Here is a 13,576-nt window from a genome sequence, read left to right as displayed (position 1 = left end):
GATTTGCTTTTGATATTTCGAATGAGGATAATACAGATTAAAAGAAATTAACGCGGTTTTAGTGTTTTAAATCTGTTTTTTCAGTTTGAATCGTTATCGGTAAACTGTATAAAGTTCTAACGGGTTCGTCATTTAGTTTGCCAGGAATCCAATTGGGACATTGTTTTAGTACGCGTAGTACTTCTTCACCAGTTCCATATCCTATTTCTCTTAAGATTTTAAAATCGGTTAACGAGCCGTCTTTTTCAATAATGAAAGTTACGTATACTTTTCCTTTTAGTTTATTTTCATAAGCTTCGTCTGAAATTTTAAAGTTTTCGCCAACAAATTTGTAGAAAAGCTCGATCCCTCCCGGGTATTCAGGTTTTTCTGTGATTTCAGCGGTGCTGTAGATGGCATTTTTATCCTCTTTTTTTACTTTAATATTCTTTTGATCGTATGGGTCTATGACAAATATTTCTGGTCCCCCTTCTTTCATTACTCTATCAATTTCGTTTTTAGTCAAAAGTTTGTTTTTGTTGTAAATAAATGCGGGAACTAGGTTTTTTTCTTTAGCTGTTAAATCGGCGTATTTTTTATCGGCAACAACTTTTCCGTTTTCGTCTTTTACTTTAAAAGTAGTTTTGTCGTAGTAATTTTTAAATGCAGAAGATTTGTTTGTAGCAGTACTTTCCTCTTTTTTGGTAGTTTCTTGTGCTACTACTTTGGTGCATAATGAAAATAGAAGTGCAGTCATTAAAGGAATAATAAGGCCCTTTTTTAGTAATGCTCTTGATGCGGATGTGGTTTTTGTCATCATAATTAATCGTTTTTTAGTTACTGAATAGTTTAAATTACTGGCCAAGTAATAGGTTGGGTTCGCGTTTGCCTTTGAGATTAATAAATTCTGGTAAAACGGAACATTGTTATGCGATTTTACAACTTTCTCATCAGCAAGAAATTCATGATTAAGTTGGATTGCTTTTTTATAGAAAATAAATATAGGGTTAAACCAAAAGAGTACTTTCAAAGTTTCTATTAGCAGTATGTCTAATGTATGTCTTTGGGTTACGTGTATTAACTCATGCGTATATAGTTCTTCTTCAATTTTTCGATTGTGATAATCATCTTGATTAATAAAAATGGTATTCAAGAAAGTGTAAGGCAATGTTACTTCTTTTAGCAAAATCAATTGAGAATTTTTATAATCAATTGCTGTGTTCGATTTGGCTTTGGTGTTCAGTTTTGTAATGTTTCTTACAAAACGAAATAGTAAAATTGAGGTCACTGCAGTATAAATCGACCAGATTGAAATTAACCAATAATTGGTTGTTTCTTGCACAACGGCTATGGTTTCTTCCTCGATTTTTATTGTGTTTTGGGGAATTAGCGGATTTGTGATTTCTTGAATCACCTCAAAAGTGATAAACGGAATCGTGAATGAAAATAACAAGCAGAACAAAAGGTAAAACCTATTGAACTGATGTATTTTTTCTTTTTCCAGTACCAAATGGTACATGGCTAAAAGCACGCACAATGAAATGGTTGATTTGATTAAAAAGTCGATCATTTTTTCTTTTTTTGAATGGCACTATCTACTATTTTTTTGAGTTCTTGTAATTCCTTTTCAGACAGATTCGTCTCATTGGTAAAGAAAGAAGCAAATTGCGAAGCGGAATCGTTAAAGAAATTCTTTATTAATCCGTTGACGTGTTTAGAGAAATACGCTGTTTTTTTTACCAATGGATAGTATTCTCTGGAGTTTCCAAACTCGGTATAAGCCACAAAATCTTTATCAATCATTCTTTTTAGCAAAGTTGCCACGGTAGTTGTCTTTGGTTTTGGTTCTGGAAATGCTTCGAGTAGATCTTTCATAAAGGCTTTCTCAAGATTCCAAAGGTGTTCCATTAGTTGTTCTTCGGCGTTCGTTAACTGTTGCATTTTTATTTTTTTAAAGTTTTATTTCAAGATTGTTTCAGAAGCAAGCTTGCCACTCTGATAATTTCGTTCAATTATTAGTTTTCCTTTGTTATCGTAGAATTCCCAGTTGCCGCTATAGAACCAATGGGCATATTTAGTGGTGGTGTCTAAAACTGTTTTCCCTCGGGATTGTATTTTTCCATTTTCATGATAAAATTTGGTGTAACAGGAATTTCCTTTGTACTTCTCTTTTTTGATTATTTTACCGTCTAGGTAATAGCACCACTTTTTTATAGGGTCGTCCTTTTTATATTTCCCGACTGATTTATAATGTGCACTGTCCATCGAATATTGTTCTATCCAAAGACCTTCTCTTTTTTTGTTTATTTTTTGATTGATTAGTTTAGGTTTACAAGAAAATAAACTCAAAATTATACAACCTAGAATAATAAGTGGTTTTTTCATACGTTTTTGTTCTACAGAAAAAGACATTGCTCTACAAATGTAGAATAATAAATCAATAAAACAAGTTTTTGTCTGTAAATTTATAGTTATTAGTGAGTTGCGTTAAGGATAGTAGCGAAAATCCTTATTTGTTTTTACAAATAAGATTGTAGCGGATAGCCTGACCTCGTTGCTGAAGGAGTGTAGTCGCTTAAATCAATAGTTCTGCAACGAGGTAACGCCCAAAAAAAAAATCCGCTCATTGCTGAACGGATTTTGTAGATGGATGTGGAGTTTGTTTATTTGCTTAACTCAACAAAATATTTGTAAAACAACGGAATAGTTTCGATTCCTTTAAGGTAATTAAAGATTCCGAAATGTTCATTTGGTGAGTGAATAGCGTCACTGTCTAAACCAAATCCCATTAGGATCGTTTTGCTTTTTAATTCTTTTTCGAATAAGGCTACAATAGGAATACTTCCACCCGAACGAACCGGAATAGCTGGAACGCCAAAAGTTTCCGTATACGCCATGTTAGCGGCTTTGTAACCAATGCTGTCGATAGGTGTTACATAACCCTGACCTCCGTGATGCGGCGTCACTTTTACGGTTACTCCAGCAGGAGCGAGGCTCATGAAATGCTTTGTAAATAACTCAGTGATTTGCTCCCATTCTTGGTTGGGTACTAAACGCATAGAGATTTTAGCAAACGCTTGACTTGCGATAACCGTTTTAGCTCCTGCGCCAGTGTAACCTCCCCAGATTCCGTTTACGTCTAATGTAGGACGAATAGAGTTTCTTTCGTTAGTCACATATCCTTTTTCACCATAAACGTCTTTTAGGTCGAGTGCTTTTTTATATTTTTCTAAGCTGAATGGTGCTTTTGCCATTTCAGCTCTTTCTTCAAGAGATAATTCTTCTACATTATCATAAAATCCAGGAATGGTAATATGATTGTTTTCGTCATGAAGTGAAGCAATCATTTTTGCCAAAATATTGATTGGATTAGCCACAGCACCACCGTATAAACCGGAATGTAAATCGCGATTTGGTCCTGTAACTTCTACTTCAACATAGCTTAATCCACGAAGACCTGTTGTAATAGAAGGTTGTTGATTAGAGATCATTCCAGTATCTGAAATTAAGATCACATCATTTTTAAGTTTTTCGGTATTGTTTTCAACGAAGGTTTTTAGGTTTACACTTCCTACTTCTTCTTCTCCTTCAATCATGAATTTCACGTTACAAGGTAAAGTATTGCTTTGAATCATGTATTCAAATGCTTTTACGTGCATATACATTTGCCCTTTATCGTCACAGGCACCACGAGCAAAAATGGCTCCTTCTGGGTGAATATCGGTCGTTTTTATCACTGGTTCAAATGGGGGAGAAGTCCAAAGTTCCATTGGGTCTGCCGGCTGTACATCATAATGACCATAAACTAATACTGTAGGCAAGTTTTTGTCTATTATTTTCTCACCATAAACAATAGGGTAACCGTCAGTTTCACAGATTTCTACGAAATCGCAACCTGCTTTTTCTAGGCTTACTTTTACGGCTTCAGAAGTTTCAATAACATCTTGAGAGTAGGCTGCATCAGCACTTACAGAAGGCATTTTTAATAATTCAATTAATTCGTTGATGAAACGATCTTTGTTTTCTTGAACGTATGACTTGATATTTTCCATTTATTAACTAATTTTTTATAGTTTCAAAAGTACAAAAAATAGAATAAAAAAATTTTTAAAAAAATGCTTTGAAAGTTCAAACTTATGTCTATATTTGCACCCACAATTGCACGCGGATATGGTGAAATTGGTAGACATGCCAGACTTAGGATCTGGTGCCGCAAGGCGTGTAGGTTCGAGTCCTATTATCCGCACGAAAAAAGCTTCTCAATCGAGAAGCTTTTTTTATATCTACTATTTAAAATTATTTTATTTTTCAGCAATCCAAGCGTCAATCTTTTTTTCTAATAAGGCCAGTGGCATTACTCCAGATTCCAACACTTTTTCATGAAATTTCTTAATGTCAAATTGAGCTCCCATTTTGTCTTGTGCTCTTTTGCGTAATTCCATGATTTTTAATTGACCAATTTTATACGATAAAGCTTGTCCAGGAATGGCCATATAGCGTTCGATTTCAGTAGTAATTCCAGCTTCACTTTCTGCCTCATTTTCCATTGAAAATTTAATAGCTTGTTCTCTAGTCCATCCTTTACTATGTATTCCTGTGTCAACAACTAAGCGTACTGCTCTGTGCATTTCATTTCCTAACATACCAAAATATTGATAAGGATCTTTGTACAAGCCTAATTCTGTACCTAAGCTTTCTGTGTATAAAGCCCAGCCTTCGCCGTAAGCGCCAAACCAATTGTATTTTCTGAAGTCAGGTAATGCGGTGTTTTCTTGTTGTAAAGAGATTTGAAAATGATGTCCAGGGATTGCTTCGTGTAAAAACAAATCTTCGTCCCCATACATATTGTATTCTTTGATGTTTGGTATTGGCACATAAAACACACCAGGGCGGGAACCGTCTGACGTTCCTTGACTGTATTCTGCACTAGCCGTTTTTTCTCTAAATGCTTCCGTTCGTCTAATTTCAAATTTTGTTTTTGGTTGTAGAGAGAACAGTTTGTCTACGTTTGGTTTTATTATGGTATGAATTCTTTCGAAATTGGCAATTACCTCTTCTGGTTTTTTAAATGGTTTTAACTCTGGTTTGTTTCTTACATAATCAAAAAATTCAAGTAATGTTCCTTCAAAACCGACTTGAGTTTTTACTTTTTCCATTTCAGCATTTAATCTTGCTACTTCTTTTAATCCTAATTCATGGATTTCTTGCGGAGTCATTGTGGTTGTGGTCCACTGTTTTGCATAGGTAGCATATAATTCTTTTCCAAAAGGCAAACTTCCTATTCCGCTCGTTGATCTTGATGCAGGCAGGTATTCGTTTTTAAGAAAAGCAGTCATTTTTTTAAACTGAGGGATCAGTTTGTTATTTATTTCCGCGGTATATTTTGCCGTTAAATCTTTCTTTGTTTCTTCAGAAAATGTAGAAGGCATTAGTTTTATGGACGAGTAAAATAGATTGTCTTCAATGTTAGCGGTAGGCATATCTTCGAACTGTGGAATCACTTTTATGGTTAATGCTTTTGGTAATACAACTCCTTGTTCGATTCCTTTTTTCATATAAACCATTGCCGAATCGATCCAGATACTATACGAATCCATTCTTTTAAGGAAATTGGTATAATCTTTTTCTGTTTTAAAAGGCTGCGCGCTAGTACCTCCAGCATATTGTCCCATTGTTAAGTGGGTTCCCCAAAACTGATGAATGGGCATTAGGTTTGTTGGTTGGTTTAATAATTCTTTACCCACTTCAACTTCCCATTTTATAATTTCATAACTGTTTTTTTCTTCAGGAGTAAGTTCCGCTTCTTTTACCTTATTTAAGGCGGCTTCATATTTATTGAAAAAAGTCAATTGATCTTTTCTAAAACTTTTCGTCATCTCAAATTGTAGCTGATCGTTGTATTCATTTTGACCATTTTGCGTTGCACTCAAAGGGTCTAGAGCATTTTTATCGTTGAAATAACTTGTCGTTAAGGCACTAAAGTCTTCTTTGTCGTTTTCTTTATTGTTTTCCTTTTTACAATTTACAAGTAATAGGGAAAAAATAGGTAGTAAAATAAGGAGGGATGTTCTTTTCATATAAATTGATTATTAGGTAGTTGAAGCTAATTTACTCAAAAAAACTGAATTATAAAGTATTTGTATTTTTCTTCTAAATATTCAGCGATTCATTTTTTGCGTTATGTATAAAGATGAAAAATTTCTCGTTAGAGAGGCTTTTTGAATGCTTGATAGTGAGATTTATTTTAATTCTATGTAAGATTCTTTTATAACTTGTGGTTTGTCATGTATTCTAAATAATTGACAATTTCATCGATCTCTTTAGTTGTTAAGTTCGTAGGCGTTGGCATTTTTACTCCGTTTCTAAAGGACGCTGGATTCTTTATGAAGGCTTTCAATTGAGTTTTGTCCCAATATTCGGTTACGCTTTTTGGGTAGTTTAATTCTGGCCCCATGTTTCCTCCAATTTTATTAATAGAATGGCAAGTGACACAATTCTTGCTGAATAATTGAAACCCAATTTCAGCCTTAGCATCGTCTTTTGGAAATAACAAGGCGATATTCTCGCTATTAGGGACAAGATGTATTTTTATAAGGTTGTAAGGCCATTTAAAATCAACATCTTTTGTTGAAACCTCTTGGTAAATTAAATAAAAGGGAGCGGCTTTCATTTCATGTCCGTCTTTTATAATTGGCAACCATAATTGCCCTTTTGGTGCATCCAAGTCGCTAACGGCAAGAAACGATTTTACCGAAATAAATTTTTGCAAGGGCATCATGGGTTTGTATCCATCTTCACATTCAAAGACGATTTGGTATTCGCTAGTTTCTAAATTTTTGATAGAAGTATAGGTTTCTAAAAGTTCTGGGAAAGGGATTGCATTGTAGCGTTTGATGCTATGATATACAGGGTCATCGTACACTGTTATCAAGGTTGTCTTTTTTAGTTGGCCTTTATTTTGTAGCGCAACTAAGTCAATGGTTAGAGAGTCTTTACCATGACTTTGTATGTTAGTTTCAGCGTCAGTTTTATTTTGCGTTTTTTGTTGACAACCCAGAGTGAGAAATAATATAAGAATCACTATTTTGTATTGAAATTGTCTCATTACTTTTTTGGTAGATAATTGGCTAAAGCTAATGTACTTAAATAAAAGGAATGTTTGTAGAAATTGGGTTTAGTAGTTTTTAAGGCTTTACATGTGTTATGCGTGTAAAACAAAATAAGCTCCTCAATTGAGAAGCTTATTTTATATTGTAAATTTTATTTAAGGAAGATTTACTGTAGTAAAAACTCCTTTGTAAGGTTGCCAATTTGAATTTTGAATGTTCCTTTTTCAGAAATCCATTTTAAGTCATTGCCTACAAACTGTAGGTCTTTTTGATTCAGCGTGAATGCTATTGTTTTAGTTTCATTAGGGCGCAAACTGATTTTGCCAAATCTTTTCAATGCTTTTACTTCAGGTGTAATACTAGCATAAATATCAGATAAGTAAAGTAAAACAGCTTCTTTTCCGTTTGTGGTCCCTGTGTTTTTTACTTCTACGGAAACTGTTATACTATCCGCTTCGCTTATTGTGGTTTTGTCAAGTCTAAGGTTTGAATACTCAAAAGTGGTGTACGATAATCCGGTTCCAAATTCAAATTGTGGGGAGTAACTTTTTTCGTATGTAGCGTCATTGTTTTGTTCTTCATCACCTAAACTCTCCGTATATTTTCGGTTGTATTTTTCCAATGAGTTAGGGTATCTCGGGTAGTTGTAAGGCAATCGTCCGCTTGGATTTACGTCACCCAAAAGAATATCAGCCAACGCTCTCGCACCTTCATTTCCTGGAAGGTAGCATTGTATTACCGCGCTCATTTTATCTTCAAAATCACTGATTAACCTTGGTCTTCCTTCATTCAAAACTAAAATAATAGGTTTGTTTAATTTGGCTAAAGCCAAAGCTAATTTGATTTGTGCGTCGTTAATGAATAAATTACTGATGTCTCCAGGTGTTTCGGTATAGTTCTTTTCGCCTAGACACAGAATTATTTTCGAAGCATTTTTAGCCATCTCTACTGCTTTCTCAATTTCAACATCATCAAAATTCGCAAAATCACTACCTGGCGTGTAGAACACATTTTCTTTTCCTAGTTTGTTCTGCAACGCTTCTAAAATAGTAGATTTATCAGCTGCATAGGTATCTGAATTTTCTCCTTGCCAGTTGTAAGACCAACCGCCGTTCAAGTATTTCATGCTATTAGCCGTTGGTCCTGTAACTAATATTTTTTCGTTTTTATTCAAAGGTAAAACGGTCTCTTTATTTTTTAATAAAGTAATCGATTCTGCCGCTGCATTGTAAGCTACATCTATGAATTCTTGAGAACCAAATTTTGGGTAATCCTTTAAATTAGCAACGGTACTTTCGAATAAATTTAGTTCGAACTTCATTTTTAGGATTCGGGAAACTGCATCATCAATTCTCGACATCGGTACTTCGCCTTTGGCAACTAAATCTAGTAAATCAGTGTAAAAACTGTAATCTTCTGGAACCATACTCATATCAATTCCTGCCATTACTGATATTCTTACAGCATCCCTATTTGTTTCGGCCACTTTGTGACGTGTGTGTAAGTAAATAATGTCTTTCCAATCTGTAACCACGACCCCTTCAAAACCCAATTCTGTTTTTAAAATGTCGGTAATCATTCGTTTGCTGGCATGAACGGGAGTTCCATTGATTTCGCCTGAACTCACCATGATGCTTTTGGCTCCAGCCTTAATAGCGGCTTGGTATAGGGTTAGGTCATATTGTCTCAAGATACGTTCCGGAATTATACTTGGTGTTCTGTCTTTTCCGGTTGTAGTACTACCATATCCTATATAATGTTTCATACATGAAGCGACATTGTATTTAGAACCTACATCATTTCCTTCGAAACCTTTCACCATAGCGGCTCCCATTTCAGAAGATAAATAGGCGTCTTCGCCAAATGATTCCCATATTCTAGACCAAGCTGGATTTCGTGGCATGTCTAAATCGGGTGAAAAAACCCAAGGGATAGAAGAAGCTCTTGTCTCATAGGCTGAAATTTCAGCACCTTTTCTCGCGATTTCAGTATTGAATGTGGCTGCAATTCCTATTTGCTGTGGGAACAAAGTTGCTCCGGCAGTATAGCTGGAACCATGAATTGCATCAATGCCATATAGTACCGGGATTTTCAATCTGGTTTTATTAGCTTCGTTGCTTATAGTAGTAATTACTTCTTTCCAGCGTTGTATTGTTGGCGCACCTGGATTTGGCACATTTAAAATAGAACCAATGTGATACTTTAGAATTGCTTCGTCTAGCTTTGCCATGTCAAAAACACCGGGTTTGCCTTTTGCTTCAAAATTAGTTACCGTAATTTGAGTCATCTGTCCGATTTTCTCTTCAATGCTCATTTTAGAAAGTAATTCTGAAACTTTGCGATTAACTTCTGTTTTCTGGGGGGAGTTATTTTGACTCCATAAATTTGTTGAAACGAGTGTGATTGTTAGTAGAAATAGAATTGGTTTTTTCATTTTTGGCCTGGTCTTTTGGTTGGTTCTTTGTTGTTAAAAAAAATCTAGACGGTGTATTAGATTTTTAAATAATCGATATTAAATGTATGCTTTTTTTTAGATAGTGTTAGTTTAGACTGTTAATTTATGTTGTTTTCAATAGGTTTAACGTTTTCGTTTTTAAAACGATAATTTGTTTTTAAGCCAGAGTTCTTATGTTTTAAAAAATGCTAGTCGGTATGAATAGGTTTTGTTTAAAAGGTTGTTTCAGTTTCATGTTGATAAATAAAGAACTTAATTTCACATTGTCTTAAATCTTTTTTGATAGAGGCTAACAGTCTATACAATCTTTTATTTCTTATGCTAATTGTATGGTAGGTAGATATATATTGCTAAATTTAGATTTTAAAGAGAAAAACATATGAGGCTTCAAAAAACAACTTTAGTGTATTTTATTTGTTTGATTTTTATTTATGGATGCAGTAATGGTGGTTCAGAAGAGTCGGCTAAAGTTCCGCGAACCTATCAAGATGTTGAGAAAGACTTTGATGCTATTAATTTTAAAACTGGAATTAACGATATCTCTTTAAGTAATTTTCGCGGTGGAAAGTGGGATTTTAGAGTGATTATGCCAAATGTCAATTTAACAAATAACCCGAGACCGTTGATAATTACATTGCATGGAGCAGCTGGTGGTAGTCCAGATGCTCATAAACAGACTGCGTGTTATGTAGAAACTGCTTATGCGGGTTTGAATGCCATTATTATAAGTCCAAACGGCTATGTTAATCTATGGTCTGAAGCGGTGAATCAAGAGCAGGTGTTAGCTTTGGTTGATTTAGCTACGAAATATCTTCCTGTAGACAAGAATAAAATTGTGATAGAAGGGTATAGTAATGGAGGGAATGGCGCTTGGTTTTTTGCAGAAACGCAACCTCAAATATTCTCTGCGGCAATTCCATCGGCCAGTTATTACAATACGACAAATAATGGTATTGGAAGATTGATTAAAATACCAGTGTACGCTATTCATGGAGAAAAAGACGCTCTGTTTCCTGTAGTAGATGTTAAGAGGTGGGTTGATGCTACTAATGCCTCCGGAAGTAAGGTTACTTTAGTCATTGCGCCAGGATTAACACATCCAGAACCTTGTTCTTATGTCAATTATATGAAAGGAGCCGCAGAATGGTTGGTTAATGATGTTTGGAAATAAGTTCAATAATTAAAGTCGAATATTATATGAAGAAAACTTGTTGGAAAACACAGAAAGGTTAAAAATACAATGGTCTCGCTGTAATAATAATGGTGAATATACAATACGGCTTGCCCTAATTGAATAAGAACAAGCCGTATTGTATTAGAGCTGCTAAATAGATTTTTAATTGAGCGAAATTTGCTATCCGTGATATACTCTAGAGGCAACAATTTTGTCTTCTCTTATGTCTAATACTTCTGCAACAAGCATTTCATCTTCTCCATCTACTGTTCTTATGTATTCCATGAAAACGCGATCTCCGTTTGCCGTAAGTGAAGTTACTTTGTAGTTTAAACTAGGCAATCGCTCAAAAGCATCTTGCCACCATTCTCGTAACGCTTGCTTGCCTTTTACTAGGCCATTTGTTTCCGGCTTGTGGATTTTTAGTTTTGGACTGAAGTGTGCGGCATCTTCGTCATATAAAGCTAAGAGTTTTTCTAATTCTTTGTTGTTGAAAGTCTCAAACCATTTAAAAGCGATTGATTGTAATTTTTCTGGTGTCATGGTGTTGGCTTTGTTTATTTAATTAAAAAAATCCCATTCGTTTGTCGCGAAAGGGATTTTAATGTAATAATTTCAATGAAGGATTATACGTTCTTCAAGTTGATGATTTCTTGATCAGTAAGTAATCTCCAGTTTCCTCTTGGTAAGTTTTTCTTAGTCAAACCTGCAAACGAAACTCTATCAATTCTTAAAACATCATAACTGAAATGTTCAAAAATAGAACGAACTACTTTTACATTTGATGATCTTAGTTTCAACCCTATTTCGCTTTTAGCTTCTCCTTCAATATAGCTTATGTCTTCTACAAAAACACGGTGTCCGTCAAGCGTTAACCCCTTGTTGATTTTTTCTAAATCTTCAAATTTTAGGTTCTTGTCTAAAGATACGTGGTATATTTTAGATGATTTTTGACTTGGTAAAGTGAATTTACGCAACATGTCTGTATCGTTTGTAAACAATAAAAGACCAGTCGTGTTCTTATCCATTCTCCCTACAGCTCCAATTTTTGCAGTTGTAGATCCTTTTACTAATTCTAAAACATTACGAAATTCTTGACCTTCATCAAGTGCTGTCGTAAAGTTTTTAGGTTTGTTTAATAAAATGTAAACTTTTTTCTCTGGAGTCAAAAGTACTCCGTCAAAATTTACTGTATCTCCTGGTTTTACCATGTATCCCATTTCAATAACAGGAATTCCATTTACTTTTACGTTTCCAGATTGAATGTAAATATCAGCATCACGACGTGAGCAAGCACCAGAATTGGCGATATATTTATTCAAACGAATTTCGTCTTTAACTTTAGGTCTCTTAGGTGCCTGATTCGGTTTTTTTTCAACCTTGTCAGAAACTACTTCTGCAACTTTAGTGTTTATTTTTACTTTTTTTGGCCCTTGTGCCCTTTTTTGCATCGCAGGTTTTGGCTTATTAGAGCTAGGTCTAGAACTCGTTGGTCTAGCACCGCTTTTTTTATTATTGCCTTCCTTATTATTCATAATATTCCATAATTTGTGCAAAGATAGTATTTATATTATTGCTAATCGATATATGGCAATTATAAAACGGTAACTATCTAATTAATAAGTTTTTATTTTGTTTTCTTGGAGCTATTTCCCGCTTTCCACTGTATCTTTTTATCCTGAACTTGTTTCAGGATCCTGAAACAAGTTCAGGATAAAAAGGATGCCGTTTCAATCAGGGCTAGCAAAATAGAAAAATCAGATTTTACCAGAATGTTTTTCGCTTAAATAAGTAATAAGAGTTTCTTTCCACTCCATAATACGGAGGGGTTGATTAGCACGATGCAAAAGACACCAGATACAATCAAGAATTTAAGGACGTTATGAAGTAACAGGTACTGTTCCTTTTTTACTGACTTCCATAAGTAAAGGACAAAGAAAATCAAGATAATCAAACAGGTATAAAAATATACATCCATATAGCCCACATCATAAATTTCAATCAGTACATACACTGGAAAGATGGTCAGTACAGTTAAGACCGTAATGATTTTTTTAGAAAGCATTTCGCCATAGACAATCGGAATCGTTTTATAATCATTAGCTAAATCACCTTTTATGTTTTCTAAATCTTTAATCATTTCGCGTATAAGTATCAACAGTGAAAGAAAGCTAGCGTGGGCAAAAATCACGGCGAAATGTCCTTTGTAATTTTCGATTTCTTCAAAAGAAAGGTTGTTGTAGTAATGTAGTAATATGGCAAAAAAAGGAATAACCGCCAGTAAAGCAGCAGTTAGGTTTCCTACGACTGGGTATTTTTTTATTTTATGCGAGTAAAACCAAATCAAGAAGATGTACGCTGAAAAGAATAAAAAAGCGCGCCATGAGATAAATAGCGCCATTATGGCTACTATAAAATTCAGTGAAAAATACACGGTAAGTTTTGTTTTCTGACTTACTAATCTATCCAGCATGGACTTGTTGGGACGGTTGATCAGATCTTTTCGGCTGTCGTAAAAATTATTAATAATGTAGCCCGAAGCAATGGTCAGTGAAGAAGCAAATACAAGAATGAACAAGTTGAAATCGAGTAGGACAGCAAGTGCTCTTTTTTCAGGAGCTAGAATAAAGATGGCTGAAAGGTACTGGGCCAAAATAATAACAGGAATGTTATATCCTCTTACCACCGAGAATAAACTTACGATCTTCATTATTAAAAGCTTGTGCTTTCTGCTTAACATGTAAAGGGATAGTTTTTTGTCAAGTTATTATAATAGTAACAAAACGTGATGATTTTTTTTCAAAGTTAGGATTTTGTTTTTAATATCAACTTGATTTATTCTGCAAACACAAAAAAGTA

Annotated in this window: 11 protein-coding genes and 1 tRNA gene; 2 read left to right on the top strand and 10 right to left on the bottom strand. The window is 34.5% G+C overall.

Features of this window, described 5'->3' with window-relative positions:
- Window positions 1-58: 58 nt before the first annotated feature.
- From BLV35_RS10285 to BLV35_RS10270, 4 genes are all read right to left on the bottom strand, one after another.
- Window positions 59-1,549, bottom strand: a complete 1,491-nt coding sequence (locus tag BLV35_RS10285; protein WP_091089135.1) for a M56 family metallopeptidase — start codon at window positions 1,547-1,549, stop codon at window positions 59-61.
- A complete protein-coding gene (locus tag BLV35_RS10280; RefSeq protein ID WP_091089132.1) occupies window positions 1,546-1,920 on the bottom strand; it encodes a BlaI/MecI/CopY family transcriptional regulator in 375 nt (124 codons plus the stop codon). The genes BLV35_RS10285 and BLV35_RS10280 overlap by 4 nt, the downstream gene beginning before the upstream one ends.
- An 18-nt stretch (window positions 1,921-1,938) precedes the next feature.
- Window positions 1,939-2,364 carry a toxin-antitoxin system YwqK family antitoxin gene (locus BLV35_RS10275; RefSeq protein WP_091089299.1) on the bottom strand — a complete coding sequence of 142 codons (426 nt, stop codon included), beginning with the start codon at window positions 2,362-2,364 and terminating at the stop codon, window positions 1,939-1,941.
- Window positions 2,365-2,642: 278 nt separating this feature from the next.
- Window positions 2,643-4,031 carry a dipeptidase gene (locus BLV35_RS10270; RefSeq protein WP_091089128.1) on the bottom strand — a complete coding sequence of 463 codons (1,389 nt, stop codon included), beginning with the start codon at window positions 4,029-4,031 and terminating at the stop codon, window positions 2,643-2,645.
- A 112-nt stretch (window positions 4,032-4,143) separates the two neighbouring features.
- On the opposite strand from BLV35_RS10270, the gene BLV35_RS10265 reads away from it, so the two are divergent.
- Window positions 4,144-4,225 (top strand) — tRNA-Leu (locus tag BLV35_RS10265).
- A gap of 55 nt (window positions 4,226-4,280) precedes the next feature.
- Here BLV35_RS10265 and BLV35_RS10260 read toward each other — a convergent pair.
- The 3 genes from BLV35_RS10260 to BLV35_RS10250 all read right to left on the bottom strand — a co-directional run bounded on the left by BLV35_RS10260 (window position 4,281) and on the right by BLV35_RS10250 (window position 9,522).
- Window positions 4,281-6,056, bottom strand: a complete 1,776-nt coding sequence (locus BLV35_RS10260) for a DUF885 domain-containing protein (protein WP_091089125.1) — start codon at window positions 6,054-6,056, stop codon at window positions 4,281-4,283.
- A 188-nt stretch (window positions 6,057-6,244) separates the two neighbouring features.
- Complete coding sequence (locus tag BLV35_RS10255) at window positions 6,245-7,084, bottom strand: c-type cytochrome (protein WP_091089122.1); 840 nt, start codon at window positions 7,082-7,084, stop codon at window positions 6,245-6,247.
- Between the two features lie 170 nt (window positions 7,085-7,254).
- The gene (locus BLV35_RS10250) at window positions 7,255-9,522 is read right to left on the bottom strand and encodes a glycoside hydrolase family 3 N-terminal domain-containing protein (protein ID WP_091089119.1); all 2,268 of its coding nucleotides are present in this window, start codon (window positions 9,520-9,522) and stop codon (window positions 7,255-7,257) included.
- Between the two features lie 400 nt (window positions 9,523-9,922).
- Here BLV35_RS10250 and BLV35_RS10245 point away from each other — a divergent pair, with 400 nt between their 5' ends.
- A complete protein-coding gene (locus tag BLV35_RS10245) occupies window positions 9,923-10,714 on the top strand; it encodes a carboxylesterase family protein (RefSeq protein ID WP_091089115.1) in 792 nt (263 codons plus the stop codon).
- A gap of 183 nt (window positions 10,715-10,897) precedes the next feature.
- Here the strand turns inward: BLV35_RS10245 and BLV35_RS10240 are convergent, their stop codons facing one another.
- The 3 genes from BLV35_RS10240 to BLV35_RS10230 form a co-directional block, all read right to left on the bottom strand.
- Window positions 10,898-11,260, bottom strand: a complete 363-nt coding sequence (locus BLV35_RS10240; protein WP_091089111.1) for a nuclear transport factor 2 family protein — start codon at window positions 11,258-11,260, stop codon at window positions 10,898-10,900.
- An 83-nt stretch (window positions 11,261-11,343) separates the two neighbouring features.
- Window positions 11,344-12,252 carry a pseudouridine synthase gene (locus BLV35_RS10235; RefSeq protein ID WP_091089107.1) on the bottom strand — a complete coding sequence of 303 codons (909 nt, stop codon included), beginning with the start codon at window positions 12,250-12,252 and terminating at the stop codon, window positions 11,344-11,346.
- A gap of 248 nt (window positions 12,253-12,500) precedes the next feature.
- Window positions 12,501-13,457, bottom strand: coding sequence for a geranylgeranylglycerol-phosphate geranylgeranyltransferase (locus tag BLV35_RS10230; protein ID WP_091089104.1), 957 nt, complete (start codon window positions 13,455-13,457; stop codon window positions 12,501-12,503).
- Window positions 13,458-13,576 lie beyond the last annotated feature (119 nt).

The organism is Flavobacterium gillisiae, assembly GCF_900107635.1.
Taxonomy (GTDB): domain Bacteria; phylum Bacteroidota; class Bacteroidia; order Flavobacteriales; family Flavobacteriaceae; genus Flavobacterium; species Flavobacterium gillisiae.
This window is presented reverse-complemented; position numbering and strand designations above follow the sequence as displayed.